This window comes from Amycolatopsis sp. NBC_01488 (genome assembly GCF_036227105.1).
GTDB lineage: Bacteria > Actinomycetota > Actinomycetes > Mycobacteriales > Pseudonocardiaceae > Amycolatopsis.
On record NZ_CP109434.1, the window covers coordinates 1,680,827 to 1,698,876 of the forward strand.

The window sequence follows — 18,050 nt, forward strand, 5'->3', positions numbered from 1 at the left end:
CTTGGGGTTGTTTCGGCTAGAGAGGGGGTGGCGGGCGAGTGTCGGGGGTCTGCGGGAGGCCGGCCCCCGACACTCAGCTCGCGATCAGTGCACGACGTCGTCCACCGAGGGCGACTCGTTGCGGGACAGGTTGATGCCGAGGTTGGCCGCGGCGCGCTCGAGGTCCTCGTCGTCGGAGTCGCGCATCTCGATCGCCGCACCGTCGCTGGAGAGCACCTCGACGTTGAGGCACAGCGACTGGAGCTCCTTCAGGAGCACCTTGAACGACTCCGGGATGCCCGGCTCGGGGATGTTCTCCCCCTTGACGATGGCCTCGTACACCTTGACGCGGCCGACCACGTCGTCCGACTTGATCGTCAGCAGCTCCTGCAGCGTGTAGGCAGCGCCGTACGCCTGCATCGCCCAGCACTCCATCTCACCGAAGCGCTGGCCACCGAACTGCGCCTTACCACCCAGCGGCTGCTGCGTGATCATCGAGTACGGACCGGTGGAGCGGGCGTGGATCTTGTCGTCGACCAGGTGGTGCAGCTTCAGGATGTACATGTAGCCGACGGCGACCGGGTACGGGTACGGCTCGCCGGAGCGGCCGTCGAGCAGCGTGGCCTTGCCGTTCTCCTTGACCATGCGCTCGCCGTCCCGGTTGGGCTTGGTCGCCCCGAGCAGCCCGGTGAGCTCCTCTTCCTTCGCGCCGTCGAACACCGGGGTCGCGGTGTTCGTGCCGGGCGCGACGTCGTAGAGCTCCTCGTTGAGGTTCTTCGCCCAGTCCGGGTTGCCCTCGATCGTCCAGCCCTGCGAGGCCAGCCAGCCCAGGTGCAGCTCGAGGATCTGGCCGATGTTCATCCGTCGCGGCACACCGTGCGTGTTCAGGATGATGTCGACCGGGGTGCCGTCCTCCATGAACGGCATGTCCTCGACCGGCAGGATCTTGCCGATGACACCCTTGTTGCCGTGCCGGCCGGCGAGCTTGTCGCCCGGCTGGATCTTGCGCTTCTGGGCCACGTAGACGCGGACCAGCTCGTTGACGCCCGGGGGCAGCTCGTCGTCGTCCTCGCGCGAGAACACGCGGATGCCGATGACCTTGCCGGTCTCGCCGTGCGGCACCTTCAGCGAGGTGTCGCGGACTTCGCGGGCCTTCTCGCCGAAGATCGCGCGGAGCAGGCGCTCTTCCGGCGTCAGCTCGGTCTCGCCCTTCGGCGTGACCTTGCCGACCAGGATGTCGCCGTCGCGGACCTCGGCACCGATCCGGATGATGCCGCGTTCGTCGAGGTCGGCCAGTACCTCCTCGGAGACGTTCGGGATGTCCCGGGTGATCTCCTCGGCGCCCAGCTTGGTGTCGCGGGCGTCGATCTCGTGCTCCTCGATGTGGATCGACGTCAAGACGTCGTCCTGCACCAGGCGCTCGGAGAGGATGATCGCGTCCTCGTAGTTGTGGCCCTCCCACGGCATGACCGCGACGAGCAGGTTCTTGCCGAGCGCCATCTCACCGTTCTCGGTGGACGGGCCGTCGGCGATGACCTGACCCTGCTCGACCCGGTCGCCCTCGTTGACGATCGGGCGGTGGTTGAAGCAGGTGCCGTGGTTCGAGCGGCGGAACTTGTACAGTCCGTAGCTCTTCCGCGTGCCGTCGTCGTGCATGATCGTGATCAGGTCCGCCGAGAGCTCCTCGACGATGCCGGCCTGCTCGGCGACGAGCACGTCACCGGCGTCGACCGCGGCGCGCAGCTCCACACCCGTGCCCACGTACGGGGCCTGGTTGCGCAGCAGCGGCACGGCCTGGCGCTGCATGTTCGCACCCATCAGGGCGCGGTTGGCGTCGTCGTGCTCGAGGAACGGGATCATCGCCGTCGCGACCGAGACCATCTGCCGCGGCGAGACGTCCATGTAGTCGATGTCGAGCGGGTCGATCAGCTCGACCTCGCCACCCTTGCGGCGGGCCATGACGCGGTCTTCGACGAAGGTGCCGTCGTCCGAGATCGGTGCGTTGGCCTGGGCCTTGACGTACCGGTCCTCTTCGTCCGCGGTCAGGTAGTCGACCTGGTCGGTGACCCGGCCCTCGACGACCTTGCGGTACGGCGTCTCGATGAAGCCGAACGGGTTGACCCGCGCGTAGGAGCAGAGCGAGCCGATCAGGCCGATGTTCGGGCCTTCCGGCGTCTCGATCGGGCACATCCGGCCGTAGTGCGACGGGTGGACGTCCCGGACCTCCATGCCGGCGCGCTCACGGGACAGACCACCCGGGCCGAGGGCCGACAGACGACGCTTGTGCGTCAGGCCCGACAGCGGGTTGTTCTGGTCCATGAACTGCGACAGCTGCGAGGTGCCGAAGAACTCCTTGATCGCCGCGCCGATCGGGCGGATGTTGATCAGGGTCTGCGGCGTGATCGCCTCGACGTCCTGCGTGGTCATGCGCTCACGCACGACGCGCTCGGTGCGGGAGAGGCCGACCCGGATCTGGTTCTGGATCAGCTCGCCGACCGTGCGCAGGCGCCGGTTGCCGAAGTGGTCGATGTCGTCGGTCTCGACCGGGATCTCGGTGCCGTTCGCCGCGACCACCTTGTCCTCGCCGGCGTGCAGCCGGACCAGGTACTCGATGGTGGTGACGATGTCCTCTTCGGTCAGCGTCCCGGTGTCGTACGGCGTGTCGAGGCCCAGCTTCTTGTTGACCTTGTACCGGCCGACCTTGGCCAGGTCGTAGCGCTTCGCCTTGAAGAACAGGTTCTCCAGCAGGGTCTGCGCGCTCTCCTTCGTGGGCGGCTCGCCCGGGCGCAGCTTGCGGTAGATGTCGAGCAGCGCCTCGTCGGTGCCGGCCGTGTGGTCCTTCTCGAGGGTCGCCAGCAGCGTCTCCGAGAAGGAGAAGCGCTCGCGGATCGCCTCGGTGGTCCAGCCCAGGGCCTTCAGCAGCACGGTGACCGGCTGGCGGCGCTTGCGGTCGATGCGGACGCCGACGGTGTCGCGCTTGTCGACGTCGAACTCGAGCCACGCGCCGCGGCTCGGGATCACGCGGACGCTGAAGACGTCCTTGTCGGTCGTCTTGTCGACGTCCTTCGAGTAGTAGACGCCCGGCGAGCGGACCAGCTGGGACACGACGACACGCTCGGTGCCGTTGATGATGAACGTGCCCTTGTCGGTCATGACCGGGAAGTCACCCAGGAAGACCGTCTGGCTCTTGATCTCGCCGGTGTTGTTGTTGACGAACTCGGCCGTGACGAACAGCGGCGCGGCGTACGTCATGTCCTTGTCCTTGCACTCCTCGATCGAGGCCTTGACCTCGTCGAAGCGCGGGGCGGAGAAGGACAGGGACATCGAACCGGAGAAGTCCTCGATCGGGGAGATCTCGTTCAGGACCTCTTCGAGGCCGCCGACCGGGTTTTCTTCACCTTCTTCGACACGGCGTTCGAACCACGCTTCGTCCCCGGTGAACCACTGGAACGACTGGATCTGGACGTCGAGCAGGTTGGGCGTGTTGAGCGGTTCGCGAATCTTTGCGAAGGAAACCCGCTTGGGCGCGCCGGGGATTCCCGTGGACTCCGAGCGAGATTCAGCCGAGGTGGTCGCAGCAGTGGCCTGGTTCGCGGGAGAGACTGCCAAGATGCGTCCTTCCGGGGACAATGAGCGGTGACGGCCGCCATAGCAACAGCTATGAGCGACTGTCAAGGGTGCCGTGTGCCCACTATCCTAACTACCGGCTCCGGGCAGCCTGAAAGAGGGCAGCGCAAAGAGGCAGTCTAGCCCGAACGGCGCGGTCTGTCCAGGGGGCGCTCCCGATGGGGCCCAGCCTGCCTCGCGACGTCTTCAGGTATGCCTCCAGGCGAGCCGGTGGTCCCTCCCGCAAGGGCTCCCGGTTTCGCCGTTCGGGAGTAAGCGTGAACCCACCGGGCCCGAGAGTCAAGATGCCACACGGGGGTCCCGCCGGTTGGCGCAGCGTGGAAGAGGGTCAGCGGAGCGTGAGCGGCCGAATATCCTCCCAGCTACCGGCGAGTAGCGCCACCGTCACGTCTGGACCTGGGAGTTTGCCCTCGAATTCGACGGTCCGGCTGTGTTCCGGAACACGCGCGATTCGCCTGCATCGACCGGGCCGGACCGGCCCGCCGGAGCGTTCGGTCACCCCCACGGCCGCAGATGAGGGCAGTCACAGCCGTCCCAGGCGCCCCTGTGGTCACGGCTGGTCGGCGGTGGCACTCGCGGTCCGTGAACGCCCGTTGTCGCGCAGGGCCGCGATCGATGGGTAGCCCAGCTCCGGGAGATCTAGACCCAGGAAGGCAGGGGCTCGCAGGCCGCGAGCCACTCCTCCGGGACCGGTGCGCCGTCCGCGGCCAGGACGCCGCCCACGATGGCGGACACCGTGTCCACGTCCTCCGCCACCTGGGCCGCCGTCCAGAGGGCTTCCGTGAAGTCGTCGCCGAAGCGGGCCGCGATCCAGAGGGCCAGCGGGACCGTGTCGTGCGCGGCCAGCTCGCGGCCCGTACCCAGCTTGGCGGCGGCTTCTCGCGCGTCGGAGAACTTCAGGGCCCACGTCAGCCCGTCGCGCACCCGGCCGGGCGGGACGAGCGGGATCACGCCGTCCAGCAGGTCCGCGCCGGCCAGCCCGGGCGACGCGGCCCGCAGCGCGGCCGCCGCCGCGACGGCCACCGCGCCCGCGACCCCCTCGAAGTGCGAGTGCGTGATCACCGCGGACAGCTCGGCCTGCCGCAGCGCCTGCGGCAGGTTGTCGCAGAACCACGCACCCAGCGGCGCCACGCGCATCACGCCGCCGTTGCCCCAGGACCCCCGGCCGTCGCGTTCGGTGACCTCCTGCCACGACCGGCCGGTCTTGATCTGGTTCAGGCGCCACGCCGCCCCGGGGCCGTAGCCGCGGCCGGGGTCGAAGTGCTCGGCGAACGAGGCGGCGAGGGCGTCCTGGTCGAGGTGGCCGTGCCGGGCCAGGACGGCGAAGACGGAACACGCCATCTCGGTGTCGTCGGTCCAGGCCCAGGGCGGGGCCGGGAGCCGCCGGCCGGTGACGTCCGGGTGGTCGCCGGGCAGGAGGATCTGCGCGCCGAAGGCGTCCCCCACCGCGAGGCCGACGAGGCTGGCGTGCGCCTGATCGAATCCCATCGGCCCACCGTATCGGCGGCCTCAGTGCGTACCGGCCACCGAAGACCGGACGAGATCGACGAGCGGTGCCGCCCGTCGCCGGGCGGCCTCCGAACTCACTTCGTCGGCGACGGCGGGGCCGAGGACGACGGTGCCTGGGTGGCCGCCGGGACCTTGGGCGCGTTGTAGGTGTCCATGTCCGTGATCTTCCACTTGTCGCCCTGGAGCTGGGCGTTCAGGTGGAGCTGGGCGGTGCCCGCGGTCGTCTTCTTCGTGTCCGTGCGGGTCGAGGTCTGGTCGACGAAGACCATCACCTTCGCCAGGTCGCCGTTGAGCATGATCACCGCGGCGCGCGTCACCTTGCACGTCACGATCATCTTCTGCGCCGGCGCGAGCCGCTTCACCTCGCCCATCAGCGAGTTGTACTTGTTCTTGACGTCGTCGTTGGCGAGCAGGTCGTTCGCCGCGTCCTCGGTCTTCTTGATGTTGTTGAAGTCGTAGGAGAACAGCGCCTCGGCCGCCTTCGACACGGCGTCCTTGACCTGCGCGGTCTTCGCGACGTCCAGCAGCGCGGTGTTGCTCGTCGCCGAGGAGACCTGGACCTCCTCGGACTTGAACCAGAACGCGAGGCCACCCAGGATCAGCGCGACGAGCACCAGCGCGCCCGCGACCACGTACGGCCGCTGCACCTTCGAGCCCACGGGCTTCGACGGCTCCTCGTCCACCGAAGCGGCCGCCTCGGCTTCGGAGACGTCCGTCGGCTTCGCGATGCCCGTGTCGCGCTTCTTCCGGCGCGGGGCCGGGCGCGCGGGAGCCGCTTCCGCTTCGGGTTCGCCGGTGAGGGCGTCGACCTTCGGCTCGTCCTCGGTGCCGACCGCCGCGAACACCGCCGTGTCCTCGGCGGACGGCGCGGTGTCGACCTGCCCGCTCGCGGCCTCGAACGACTCGGCGGGCTTGGCGGCGGGCCGGGGTGCCGGGCGCGGCGCGGGCCGGGGCCGCGGCTTGCGCGACTCGGCAGGCACCGCGGGGAGCTGGCCGGTCCGTTCGGCGGGCGACTCGTCCGTCGGCGGCTTGCGCAGGCCGGCCACGCGGGGCCGGCGCGGCGGCGGGGTGCTGCTGCGGGGCGGCTGGCGGCGGGAGGGGGGCACTACGAGCTCCTTCTGGTGACGCGCTACTGGCCGGCCGCGACGAGCGGGACGCTGTCGATGCCGGACAGCTTCCAATCCTCGCCCACGCGGGTCATCGACACCTCGAGGCGCAGCGGCTTCGCGCTGCTCTTGTCCCCCTGGGTGACGGTCGTGGCGATCGCGGCGAGGAAGCTGGCCTTGCCTTCGTGGTCGTCCAGCTCCTCGACGGCGATGTCCTGGACGTCCGTGGTGACCTTCGTCTTGGCGTCGGCGAGCGCCTTGCGGAACGTCGGCGCCGACTGGTCGATCTGCTGCGACATCTTGTCGTCCGACACCGACTTCTGCCGGGCGAAGAAGCCGTCGAGGTCCTGGTAGTCGACCTCGGTGTAGGCCTTCAGCGCGTTGGTGCCCGCCTTGACCACGGCCTCGCGCGAGGCCGCCAGGCCGGCGTTGTCGTCGTTCGCGGCCACCCACCACTGGACGCCGAAGATCGCCGCCGCGATCAGCGCGGCCAGCGCCAGCGCCGCGGCACCGAGCACCAGGATCCGCGAGGAGTCCTTCGACGGCGTCTCCGGCGCCGCGGACGGCTCCTCGGCCTCGGCCACCGCCACGGCGGCCGGCTCGTCCGAACTCATAGCACTCCAGGGTAGGTAACGGTCATCAAATCCACGTCAGGCGAGCCCGAGCAACGAACCCAGGCTGTTCAGGCTGACGCCGGGGCTGCCGACGATGCCCGGGACGCCCCGGGTGTCGCGCTCTTCCGCGAGCTCCTCCGCGGGCCGGTTGGCGTTCGCGTCGACGTCGCTCTGGGAAGGCGCGACCGGCACCCCGCCGTACGGCGCGTTCTGCGCGCCCCGCACGTTGATCGGGCTGCCCTTCGGTTCGGCACAGTACGCGTTGTCGTCCGCGGGCCGCGGCGTCAGGTTGTTCCCGGTCCGGTACTGCGAGTACGGCAGGTACCCCTTGGTGCACGACGGCGGGTTGAAGAGGTTCAGCACCAGGCCGAGGTGCGCGGTGCCGTCGCCGGGCGCGACGCTGCTCGCCGCGCCGGCCAGCGCCGGGTAGGTGACCAGGCCCTGCTCGATCCCGTCCAGCCGGGTCACCGTCAGGTTGGCCGTGGTGAGCAGGTTCGCCGTCAGCGCGCCGAGGCCGGGGCCGGACTCCTGGAGCACCTGGCTGATCTGCGTCGCCACCTGCGGCGTGATGCCGATGAGCTTGCGCAGGTCGCCGTCGGAGTTCTTCAGGGTGCCGGTGAGCTCGTTGAGGCTCTTGCTGAACGACGCGAAGTTCTGCGCCTCGTCGTTCTGCGTGTCCAGCACCTTGCCGCCCTGGTCGAGCAGCTGGATCGTCTGCGGCAGGTACTGCTGCGCGGTCGTGGTGAAGCTGCGCGCGGTGTCCAGCAGCTTCTGCAGGTCGCCGCCGGTGCCGCGGAAGGCGTCGTAGGACTCGTCGACGACCGTGCGCAGCGAGTCGACCGGGACCGACGCCGAGAGCGTGTCGAGGTCGCCGATCAGCCGGTCGGTGCTGACCGGGACCGTCGTCTTCGACGCCGGGATGACCGAGCCGGCGGCCAAGTACGGGCCCTTGTCGGCCTTCGGCTTCAGGTCGACGTACTGCTCGCCGACCGCCGACCGGTTGGCGACGACCGCGTCGAGGTCCGCGGGCACCTGCGGTGCCGACGGGTCGATGTTCAGGTCGGCTTCGAGCCCGGTCGGGGTCAGCCGCATCTCGCCGACCCGCCCGATGTTGTAGCCGCGGTAGGTGACCTCGGCGTTGGTGAAGATGCCGCCCGACTCGTTGAGCTGCAGCTTCACCGTGTAGCCGTCGTTGCCGAACACCGTGCCGAGCCCGGCGAACCGGACCAGCGCGTACACGATCGCGACGATGGAAATGACCGCGAACGCGATCAGCTGGATCTTCGTCCTGCGCACCAGCATCAGCCAGCACCTCCCGAGAGGAGCCCGAAGAGATTGCCGAGGCCCGGCTGCGACTGCCCGGACTGCGGCCCGGAGCCGGGGATCGGCAGGGGTGGCGGCTGGTTGGCCGGCGTGCCGTCGACCCCACCGGTCAGGCCCGGCAGCGGGATCTGCCCGGCCAGCGCGTTCTGCCGGCTGTTGCCGAGGTTCTCCACGACGGTCTTCAGGTTCAGGTCCACCTTCGCGAACAGGTTGAAGTAGTCGCCCTTGACGTCGTTGACGGCCTGGTCGCTGAACGGGAACGTCAGCAGGATCTGCAGCGCCTTCGGCAGGTCGTTGCCCGCCTCGCCGAGCTTCTGCAGCGTCGGCGTCAGCGCCTTCAGGTCGGCGACGAGGTCCTTCTGCGACTTGTTGACCGTGTCGGTCGCGACGCCGGAGAGGTTGTCCAGGGCCTGCAGCATCGTGACCAGCTGGCCGCGCTGCTGCTCCAGCACGCCGAGTCCGGGGCCGAGGTTGTCGACCGCGCCGACCAGCTTGTCCTTCTGGCCGTTCAGGGTCGAGGACAGCCGGTTCAGCCCGTCGATGGCCCGGGTGATGTTGCGCGACTGCTGGTCGAGGTTGGTGACCAGCTGGTTCGCGTTGTCCAGCAGCGCCTTGATGTCCGGCTCGCGGCCGGACGTCGCGTTGTTGAGCTCCTTGGTGATGGTGTTGAGCTGGTCGACCCCACCGCCGTTGAGCAGCAGCGACAGCGCGCCGAGCAGTTCCTCGACCTCGACGCTGCGGTTCGTCCTGGCGAGCGGGATGGTCGCGTTGTCGGCGAGCTTGCCCTGGGCCTGGTCGTCGCCGGGCGAGGCCAGCTCGACGTACTTCTCGCCGAGCAGGCTCGACTGCTTGACGTTGGCGATCGCGTTGGCCGGCAGCTTGATGTCGCCGTTGACCTTCAGCGTCACCAGCGCGTGCCAGCCGTCCTTCGTGAGCCCGACGTTCTCGACCCGGCCGACCGGCACTTCGTCGACCTTCACGCCGGCCTGTGGGGTCAGGTCGAGCACGTCGCGGAACTCGACGTTCACCGTGTACGGGTGGTCGCCGAGGTCGGCGCCGCCGGGCAGCGGCAGGTCGTAGATGCCGTTGAACGCGCAGCCCGACAACGTCAGCGCGGACACGGTGGCCAGCGCTCCGATCGTCAGCAGCTTCTTCACTGCCCACCTCCGTAGAGCTGCCCGGCGATGGGTAGCGGGAGCGGCGGCAGCTGACCGGACTGCAGGGCCTGCACGGTCTGCGCCACGGACGGCAGCGGGATCACCTTGTCGACCACGCCGGCGATGCCCTCGCAGGCGCTGCCGAGCGCGTCCGGAATGCCGTTGCCGGCCTGCTTCAGGAGCCGGCAGATCATCACCAGCGGCGGCTGGGTCAGCTCGTTGAGGTTCGGCCGGGCGTCGAGCGTGCCCGCCGAGCCGTTGTAGGTGTTGACCAGGTTGCTCAGGCCGACCGGCGCGACGTCGAGGATCTCGGCGAGCGAGCTGCGCTGGTCGACGAGGACCTTGGTGATGCCGGCCAGCTTGTCCACATTGGACTTGAGCCGGTCGTGGTTCTGGTCGATGAACGCCTGCACCGAGGTGAGTGTGGTGCCCAGCTGCTGCACGGTCGCGGCCAGGTTGTCCTTTTCGGACGCCAGGTAGCCGCTGACGTCGGCGAGCTGGCTTTCGAAGGTGCGGACCGACTTGTCGGAGTCGGCCAGCGTCTGGGAGAACTTGCCGAGGTTCTCGACGGTGGAGAACAGGTCGTCCTTGTTGCCGGCCAGCGTGCCGGCCGCCTGGCCGAGCTTGGTGATCGTGTCGTGCAGGGCCTGGCCGTTGCCGTCGACGTTGGCCGCGGCGGTGTTCAGCAGGTTCGACAGCGAGCCGTTCTTGTTGGCGCCGTTCGGGCCGAGGGTCTCGCTGACCCGGGCCAGGCTGGCCGCCAGCTGGTCGACTTCCAGGGGCACCTCGGTGCGGTCGAGGCCGATGACCGCGCCGTCGGAGATCCGCGGGCCGCCGGTGTAGGCCGGGGCGAGCTGGACGTAGCGGTCGGAGACCAGCGACGGCGCCACGATGAGCGCCTTGGCGTCCGCCGGGACGGGCACCGAGCGGTCGTACTCGAAGTCGACCTTCACCTGGTTGCCCATCGGCGTGATCTTGGTGACCGTGCCCATGTCGACGCCGAGCATCCGCACGCTGTTGCCCTCGTACAGGCCGACGGCGCCGGCGAAGTACGCGGTCAGGTGGTTGCGGCCGGCGTCCTTGAGCGTCCACCAGATCCCGCCGGCGACGACGAGCGCGAGGACGATCGCGATGGTGAAGCCCCGGGTCAGGGCCGATCCGAAGCGGGTGTCACTCATTTCGTGTAGCACCCCTCTTCGTTGATCGGGCCGAACGACGGCAGCACCAGGCCGCAGATGTAGTTGTCGAACCAGCGCCCGTTGCCGATGGTGTTGGTGAAGACGCGGATGAACGGCGCGAACTTCTTGATGCCCTCGGCGAGGGAGTCCTGGTTGCGCTGCAGCATCGACGTCAGCTGGTCCAGCGACGTGAGCACCGGGTCGAGCTGCTTGCCGTTGTCGTCGATCAGGCCCTGCAGCTGCGTCGCCAGCTCGCGGGAGCCGTTGAGCAGCGACGTGATCGCGTCTTCGCGCTGGGACAGCTCGTCGAGCAGCTTGTTGCCGTCGGTGAGCAGCTTCTGCACCTCGGCGTCGCGGTCGACCAGCGTCTGCGACACCTCACGGGTGTTGGACAGCAGGTTCGACAGCTGCGTGTCGCGCGAGGCGATCGTGTCCGACAGCTTCGACAGCCCCGACAGCGCGCCCTTCACGTCTTCCGGCGTGTTGGCGAAGGTCTGCGAGATCGTGTCGAAGCTCTGCGCCAGCTGCTTGGTGTCGATGTTGTCGACGGTCTGCGACAGCCCGCGGAACGCGTCGAGCACGTCGTAGGGGGCCATCGTGCGGTCGCGCGGGATGGCGGTGCCCGGGTTCAGCGAGCCCTCGCCCTCCGGGTCCAGCGACAGGTACTTCTGGCCGAGCAGCGTCTTGATCTTGATCGCGGCGCCGGTGCGGTCGCCCAGCCAGGCGTCCTTGACCTTGAACGACACCTTGACCGACGCGCCGTCGAGCTGGATGTCGCTGACCTTGCCGACCTTGACGCCGGCGATCCGGACGTCGTTGTCCTTCTGCAGCCCGGAGGCCTCGCTGAACTCGGCGCTGTAGGTCGTGCCGCCGCCGATCACCGGCAGGTCGTCGGAGTTCAGCGCGGCGATGAAGCCCAGCGCCAGTACGGCGATGCCGACCAGCGCGATCGGGACGGGGTTGCGCTTCTGGAAGGACTTCATCCCGTGCACCTCTCCCGGTTGACCGGGATCAGCGGCAGGTCTGTCGCGGGAATCAAGGGTGGCAAGCTGACCGTCCCGGAGAACTCGCAGGCGTAGAAGTTGAACCAGGAGCCGTAGTCCGCGGTGCGGGTCAGCGTGCTCACCTTCGTCGGCAGGAACTGGATGAAGTGCTCCAGCTCCGGCTCGTTCTTGTTGAGCTGGTTCGTGAGGGTCCCGAGCGCGCTGATGTCGTTCTTCAGCGGCTCCCGGACGTCGCTCAGCAGGCCGGACGTCGTTTCGGCCAGGTTGCCGAGGCTCTCGATGGCGTCCCCGATCGGCTTGCGGTCCGCGGCGAGGCCGGACGTCAGCTGCTGCAGCTTGACGATCAGGTCGTTGAGCTGCGGCGTGTGCGCGTTGACCGTGTCGAGCACCGAGTTGAGGTTGTCGATGACCTCGCCGATCACCTGGTCCTTGTTCGCGATCGTGGTGGCCAGCGATGCCGTGTGCGACAGCAGGCTCTCGACGGTGCCGCCCTCGCCCTGCAGGACCTGGATGACCTCGTACGACAGCTTGTTGACGTCGTCCGGGTTGAGCGCGGTGAACAGCGGCTTGAAGCCGTTGAACAGCTCGGTCAGGTCCAGCGCCGGCGTGGTCCGCTCCAGCGGGATGGTGCCGCCGGGCTGCAGCGTCTTGCCGGAGCTGTCGTCGCCCTCGCCGAGGGCGACGTAGCGCTGGCCGACCAGGTTGCGGAACTTGATCTGCGCGGTCACGCCGGCCGGCAGCGTCCGGCCGGAGTCGACCTCGAACTCGACCTCGGCCTGGCGCTTGTCGACGATCTTGACGTCCTTGACCTGCCCGACGCGGACGCCGGCGATGCGGACGTCGTCGTTGGGCAGCAGCAGCGTCGCGTCGGTGAAGCGCGCCTTGTAGGCGTTGGTGCTGGTGGTGTTGATGTTGGCGATGCTGATCCCGAGGATCGTCGTGAACAGCACGGTGACGACCACGAAGATGCTGAGCTTGATCAGCGGCGCGAGCAGGCCCCTCACTTCACCGTCACCTCCGCCCCGCGGTAGAGCGGTCCGACGAGCAGCGAGCTCCAGCCCGGCACGTCCGCGGCGTTCATGCCCAGCTGCGGGCCCAGGAGATCGGCCAGGAAGCCCTGCTCCGCGGGCGAGTACGCCAGGTCGCCGCCGGACCCGTTGCCACCGGCCGCATCGGCCTTGAAGTTGGCCGGGTTCAGGCCTTCACTGACGGTCTTCGGGGCGGCCTGGTGCTTCGTGCCGTCCTTGAACGCGCCGTCCGGGGGCTCCGACGGGAACGGCTTCGGGATGTCCTTCATGTCGTAGCACCGCGGTCCGCGCTTGTCCTCGAACCGCGGCTCCTCCTTGCCGGCTTGGTACGGCGCGCGCGGCACGATGATCTCGATCGTCGCGTGCAGGCCGGGCTTGTCGGTGCCCTTGCCGAGCGCCTGGTCGATCAGCGGCACGTTCTGGGCCATCTGGGAGATCACGCAGGGGTACTCCGGCGCGTACTTCGCCAGCAGCTCGGCCGTGGGCCGGGCGGTGTCGGCGAGGGAGATGATGTTGTCCTTGTTGTTCTGCAGGAACGTCTGCAGGTCCACCGAAGCCTGGGTCAGGCTGCCGTAGAGGTCCGCCAGGTGCTGCTGCTCGTCGACCACGGTCCGGGTCGTCGTGCTCAGGTTGTCCAGGCTCTGCACCAGGTCGGGCGCGGCGTCCTTGAGGTGGTCGGAGAACTCCGCGAGCGCCTTGAGGTTGTGCTGCAGCTCCGGCTCGTGCGGGTTCAGCTCGCCGATGTAGGTGCCGAGCTGCGTGAGCGTGTCGCCGAGCTGGTCGCCGCGGCCGGACAGCGCGGTCGAGATCGCGGTGAGCGTCGCCGACAGCTTCTGCGGCTGCACCGCCTGCAGCACCGGCATCAGGTGGGAGAACGCCTGCTCCAGCTCGACCGCGCTGGACGTGCGGTCCTGCGGGATGACGTCACCGCTGGAGAGGGTCTTCGCCGACGGGTCCTTCGGGATCTCCAGCGAGACGAACCGCTCACCGAAGAGCGTCTTCGGCAGGAACCGCGCCGAGACGTTCTCCGGGATCAGCTTCGCCGACTGCGGGTTGAGCGCCAGCGTCAGCTCGGCGCCGTGATCGGTGGCGACGATGTCCTGGACGGACCCGACGATCAGCCCGCGCACCTTGACGTCGGACTGCTTGATCAGCTGGTTGCCGATCTTGTCGGCCTGCAGCTTGACCGTGACGACCGGCGTGAACGCCTTGTCGTAGAGCGCGATCGACAGCGCCACCCCGCCGACCAGCACGGCGATGAGCAGCAGGCCGAGCAGCCTGCGTCGGAGCGTCCTCATCCCGCGATCCTTACCGTGACGTCGGTTCCCCAGATGGCGAACCCGATGAAGAAGTTCATGATCGACACCGTGACGATCGAGAGCCGCACCGCCTTGCCGACCGCGACGCCGACCCCGGCCGGGCCGCCCGTCGCCCGGTACCCGAAGTAGCAGTGCGACAGGATGATCAGGACGCTGAAGAGCAGCACCTTGATGAACGAATAGAGCACGTCCTGCGGTGGCAGGAACAGGTCGAAGTAATGGTCGTAGGTCCCCGCGGACTGGTTGTAGATGTAGATGACGACCAGTCTCGACGCGAGGTACGAGCTCAGCAGGCCGATGATGTAGAGCGGGATGACCGCGACGAACCCGGCGATGATCCGCGTCGTCACCAGGTACGGCAGGCTCGGCACGCCCATGACCTCCAGCGCGTCGATCTCCTCGGAGATCCGCATCGCGCCCAGCTGCGCGGTGAACCCGGCACCGACCGTGGCGCTCAGCGCGAGGCCGGCGACCAGCGGCGCGATCTCACGCGTGTTGAAGAACGCCGTCAGGAAGCCGGTGAAGGCCGACGTCCCGATCGAGTTCAGCGCCGAGTAGCCCTGGAGGCCGACGAGGACACCGGTGAACAGCGTCAGGCCGACCATCACGCCGACCGTGCCGCCGATGACCGCGAGCGAGCCGGAGCCGAAGCTCACCTCGGCGAGCAGCCGGAGGACTTCCTTCGTGTAGCGGCGCAGGGTTCGCGGCGTCCACAGCAGCGCGCGGCCGTAGAACGACATCTGGTCACCGAGGGTGTCCAGCGTCTGGAGGGGTCGGTGGGCGACGCGTTTCGCGCCCTGGAGGAACGTCATGGCGCTAGTCCAGCTTTCCGGGCACGATCTGCAGGTAGATCAGGGTGATCACGAAGTTCACGACGAAGAGCATGAGGAACGTGATGACCACCGACTGGTTCACCGCGTCCCCGACGCCCTTCGGGCCGCCGGAGGGGTTGAGGCCCCGGTAGGACGCAACGACGGCGGCGATGAACCCGAAGATCAGCGCCTTGAGCTCACCGACCCAGAGGTCGGGCAGCTGGGCCAGCGCGGAGAAGCTCGCCAGGTACGCACCCGGCGTCCCGCCCTGCAGCACGACGTTGAAGAAGTAGCCGCCCAGCACGCCGATGACGCTGACCATGCCGTTGAGCAGCAGCGCGACCAGCATCATCGCGAGCGTGCGCGGCACGATCAGCCGCTGCACCGCGGAAACACCGAGCACCTCCATCGCGGCGATCTCCTCGCGGATGGTGCGCGCACCGATATCAGCACAGACGGCGGAGCCGCCCGCGCCCGCCACCAGCAGCGCGGTGACCAGCGGACTGGCCTGCTGCACGGTGGCGAGCACGGAGCCCGCGCCGGTGTAGGACTGCGCGCCCAGCTGGCGGGCGAGCGAACCGAACTGCAGCGAGATGACCGCGCCGAACGGGATCGCCACGAGGGCCGTCGGCAGGATGGTCACGCTCGCGATGAACCACGACTGCTGGATGAACTCCCGCAGCTGGAACGGGCGCTGGAACAGGCCGCGGATGATGTCCAGGCCGAGAGCGAACAGGTTCCCGGTCTCGCGGAGCATGCCGATCCCGGGGATCTTCGCCTGTGTTGCGGGAGAACTCACCGGCCACCTGGCCCGTTGTTCGGCGGCATTCGGTGCGTGCCGGGTCTCGGCGGCTGGCCGCCCGGGATCCGCGCGACCTGGTCGGCGGGCAGCTGGCCGTGGTGCTGGTTCGGGACGCCGTCACCCGGCCGGACGCCCGCCGGGACCTGCTGCTGTTGCTGGGCCTGCGCGACCCGCTGCGGGTGGACGCCGTAGTGGCGCTGCTCCTCCGGCGACAGGGAGGCGATGATGCTCTCCTGCGCGGGCTGCGGCAGCCGGTGCATGATCTCCATGACGCGGTCCTTGCGGCGGACCGCGCCCATCCGCGTCGGCACGCCCGGCGTCGTCTGCATCTGCGGCGGCACCCCGGTGACGTCCTCGACCCCGCCCGCGTGGTGCCCGGCGTCGAACATCGCCTGCTCGGCCGCCATCTGGGCGGAGTCCTTCTCCTCGGACATCCCGATCGGACCCTGCATCTTGCCGTTGAGGAACTGCTTGACGACCGGCTCCTCGCTGGTCAGCAGCACCTCGCGCGGGCCGAACATGACCAGTTCCTTGCGGAAGAGCATGCCCAGGTTGTCCGGCACCGTGCGAGCCAGGTTGATGTTGTGCGTGACGATCAGGAACGTCGCGTCGATCTGCGCGTTGACGTCGAGGAACAGCTGCGAAATGTAGGTGGTGCGGACCGGGTCGAGGCCGGAGTCCGGCTCGTCGACCAGGATGATCTCCGGGTCCAGCACCAGGGCGCGGGCGAGGCCGGCGCGCTTGCGCATCCCGCCGGAGATCTCGCCCGGCAGCTTCTTGTCGGCGCCGTTCAGACCGGTCATGTCGAGCTTCTCGAGGACGATCCGGCGGATTTCCGTCTCGGACTTCTTCGTGTGCTCGCGCAGCGGGAAGGCGACGTTGTCGTAGAGGTTCATCGAGCCGAACAGCGCGCCGTCCTGGAACAGGACGCCGAAGAGCTTCCGGATCTCGTATAGCTTGTGCTCGGAGCAGGTGACGATGTCCACCCCGTTGATCACGCACCGGCCACGGTCGGGCTTGAGCAGCCCGATCATCGACTTGAGGAAGACCGACTTGCCGGTTCCCGACGGACCGAGCATCGCCGACACTTCGCCCGGGGGCAGCGTCAACGTGACGTCCCGCCAGATGGCCTGCTTACCGAAGGACTTGGTCAGGCCTTCGATGACCACCTCGGCACCCATCGCACCTCCAGGAGCTGTTCCGCGTCATTGCGCCCGCTGCCACACCCTTGCCACCCCACGCCGGTGGCGGGTGCGGGCCTGGCGCCCCAAGAACCCGCGTCAACCAGGTGCAACGAGCTGAGTGCGAACAGGTTACTCACCAGTTTTCTTTCCTGGCCAGCCCTGGTTCCATCGTCACCCCGCCGTGATCGGCAACTGCAGGCACGGTAGTCCATTCGGGGCAACGACGCAGATCTCCGGAGCCCCGAACCCGCGATTTAGGGACCCGGGGCTATTCGGACACAGCCCCTAGGGACTGAGCGGATCCCCGCAGGTCCGCGGCCACCGAGCACGAGGAAAGGGCGGGCACCCGAGTGGGTGCCCGCCCTTTTCGCGAGGTGGTGCGAGGCGCTCACGCGCCCGGAATCACTTGATGGAGATCTTGGCGCCCGCGGCCTCGAGCTTCTCCTTGGCGGCCTCGGCGGCCTCCTTGTCGACCTTCTCCAGGAGGGCCTTGGGAGCGGCCTCGACCAGCTCCTTGGCCTCCTTCAGGCCCAGGCCCGAGACGACCTCGCGGACGACCTTGATGACCTGGATCTTCTTGTCGCCGGCGCCCTCGAGGACGACGTCGAACTCGTCCTGCTCCTCGACGGCGGCCGGGGCGGCACCGGCGGGGCCGGCGGCGGCGACGGCGACCGGCGCGGCGGCGGTGACGTCGAAGGTCTCCTCGAACTCCTTCACGAACTCGGACAGCTCGAGGAGGGTCAGCTCCTTGAAGGCGTCGATCAGCTCGGCGGTGCTCAGCTTCGCCATGATGGCTTCCTCTCAGAAAAACGAACTAGACGTTCGGGGTGGGGGTGGTTCAGCTCTCGGCGGGTGCTTCGGCTGCTTCGGTACCGGTGGCGTTGCGCTGCTTCTCCTCCAGCGCGGCAGCCAGGCGGGCGACCTGGGACGCCGGCGCCTGGAACAGCGCGGCGGCCTGGGACAGCTTCGCCTTGAACGCGCCCGCCGCCTTGGCGAGCAGGACCTCACGGCTGTCGAGATCGGCGATCCGGTTGATCTCGTCCACGGACAGCGCTTTGCCGTCCATGTAGCCGCCCTTGATCACAAGCGCGTTGTTGTCCTTCGCGAAGTCGCGAAGCGCCTTGGCGGCGTCGACAGCCTCACCCTCGACGAAGGCGATGGCGGTCGCGCCGACGAACAGGTCCTCGAGCCCCGTGACGCCCGCATCTTCCGCGGCACGCTTGACGAGGGTGTTCTTCGCGACCCGGTACTTGGCACTGGTGCCGAGAGCGCGGCGCAGCTGGGACAGCTGGGACACGGAGAGGCCGGTGTACTGGGTAACGACGGTGGCCGAGCTGGTGCGGAAGCTCTCCGCGATCTCGGCGACGGCCGCCACCTTGTCGGGCTTCGCCATGGTCGCCTCCTCTCT

Annotated in this window: 15 protein-coding genes; all 15 read right to left on the reverse strand. The window is 68.6% G+C overall.

Annotated elements, in window-relative coordinates; translation table 11 throughout:
• Window positions 1-84 precede the first annotated feature (84 nt).
• The 15 genes from rpoB to rplJ all read right to left on the reverse strand — a co-directional run bounded on the left by rpoB (window position 85) and on the right by rplJ (window position 18,035).
• Window positions 85-3,588, reverse strand: coding sequence for a DNA-directed RNA polymerase subunit beta (gene rpoB / locus OG738_RS07955; RefSeq protein WP_329052492.1), 3,504 nt, complete (start codon window positions 3,586-3,588; stop codon window positions 85-87).
• Between the two features lie 657 nt (window positions 3,589-4,245).
• Window positions 4,246-5,094: an ADP-ribosylglycohydrolase family protein gene (locus OG738_RS07960; RefSeq protein WP_329052493.1), complete on the reverse strand. Its 849-nt coding sequence runs from the start codon at window positions 5,092-5,094 to the stop codon at window positions 4,246-4,248.
• Window positions 5,095-5,189: 95 nt separating this feature from the next.
• Window positions 5,190-6,161 (reverse strand): hypothetical protein, encoded by a 972-nt coding sequence (locus tag OG738_RS07965; protein ID WP_329056604.1) that lies wholly within the window; start codon window positions 6,159-6,161, stop codon window positions 5,190-5,192.
• An 83-nt stretch (window positions 6,162-6,244) separates the two neighbouring features.
• On the reverse strand, window positions 6,245-6,835 hold the full coding sequence (locus OG738_RS07970) for a hypothetical protein (RefSeq protein ID WP_329052494.1): 591 nt from the start codon (window positions 6,833-6,835) through the stop codon (window positions 6,245-6,247).
• A gap of 36 nt (window positions 6,836-6,871) precedes the next feature.
• On the reverse strand, window positions 6,872-8,137 hold the full coding sequence (locus OG738_RS07975) for an MlaD family protein (protein WP_329052496.1): 1,266 nt from the start codon (window positions 8,135-8,137) through the stop codon (window positions 6,872-6,874).
• The gene (locus OG738_RS07980) at window positions 8,137-9,315 is read right to left on the reverse strand and encodes an MCE family protein (RefSeq protein WP_329052497.1); all 1,179 of its coding nucleotides are present in this window, start codon (window positions 9,313-9,315) and stop codon (window positions 8,137-8,139) included. The genes OG738_RS07975 and OG738_RS07980 overlap by 1 nt, the downstream gene beginning before the upstream one ends.
• Window positions 9,312-10,493 (reverse strand): MCE family protein, encoded by a 1,182-nt coding sequence (locus OG738_RS07985; protein WP_329052499.1) that lies wholly within the window; start codon window positions 10,491-10,493, stop codon window positions 9,312-9,314. The genes OG738_RS07980 and OG738_RS07985 overlap by 4 nt, the downstream gene beginning before the upstream one ends.
• A complete protein-coding gene (locus OG738_RS07990; RefSeq protein WP_329052500.1) occupies window positions 10,490-11,476 on the reverse strand; it encodes an MCE family protein in 987 nt (328 codons plus the stop codon). The genes OG738_RS07985 and OG738_RS07990 overlap by 4 nt, the downstream gene beginning before the upstream one ends.
• Window positions 11,473-12,501: an MCE family protein gene (locus OG738_RS07995; RefSeq protein WP_329052502.1), complete on the reverse strand. Its 1,029-nt coding sequence runs from the start codon at window positions 12,499-12,501 to the stop codon at window positions 11,473-11,475. Before OG738_RS07995 ends, OG738_RS07990 begins: the two co-directional genes overlap by 4 nt.
• Window positions 12,498-13,823 carry an MCE family protein gene (locus tag OG738_RS08000; RefSeq protein WP_329052503.1) on the reverse strand — a complete coding sequence of 442 codons (1,326 nt, stop codon included), beginning with the start codon at window positions 13,821-13,823 and terminating at the stop codon, window positions 12,498-12,500. The genes OG738_RS07995 and OG738_RS08000 overlap by 4 nt, the downstream gene beginning before the upstream one ends.
• On the reverse strand, window positions 13,820-14,656 hold the full coding sequence (locus OG738_RS08005) for an MlaE family ABC transporter permease (protein WP_329052505.1): 837 nt from the start codon (window positions 14,654-14,656) through the stop codon (window positions 13,820-13,822). The genes OG738_RS08000 and OG738_RS08005 overlap by 4 nt, the downstream gene beginning before the upstream one ends.
• Before the next feature lie 4 nt (window positions 14,657-14,660).
• Complete coding sequence (locus OG738_RS08010) at window positions 14,661-15,413, reverse strand: MlaE family ABC transporter permease (protein ID WP_086675527.1); 753 nt, start codon at window positions 15,411-15,413, stop codon at window positions 14,661-14,663.
• Between the two features lie 38 nt (window positions 15,414-15,451).
• Window positions 15,452-16,639, reverse strand: coding sequence for an ABC transporter ATP-binding protein (locus tag OG738_RS08015; protein ID WP_329052507.1), 1,188 nt, complete (start codon window positions 16,637-16,639; stop codon window positions 15,452-15,454).
• A gap of 405 nt (window positions 16,640-17,044) precedes the next feature.
• Entirely contained in the window at window positions 17,045-17,431 is a 387-nt protein-coding gene (rplL, locus tag OG738_RS08020) for a 50S ribosomal protein L7/L12 (RefSeq protein ID WP_033261456.1), read from the reverse strand.
• Between the two features lie 49 nt (window positions 17,432-17,480).
• The gene (rplJ, locus tag OG738_RS08025; protein ID WP_257921889.1) at window positions 17,481-18,035 is read right to left on the reverse strand and encodes a 50S ribosomal protein L10; all 555 of its coding nucleotides are present in this window, start codon (window positions 18,033-18,035) and stop codon (window positions 17,481-17,483) included.
• Between the last annotated feature and the right edge of the window lie 15 nt (window positions 18,036-18,050).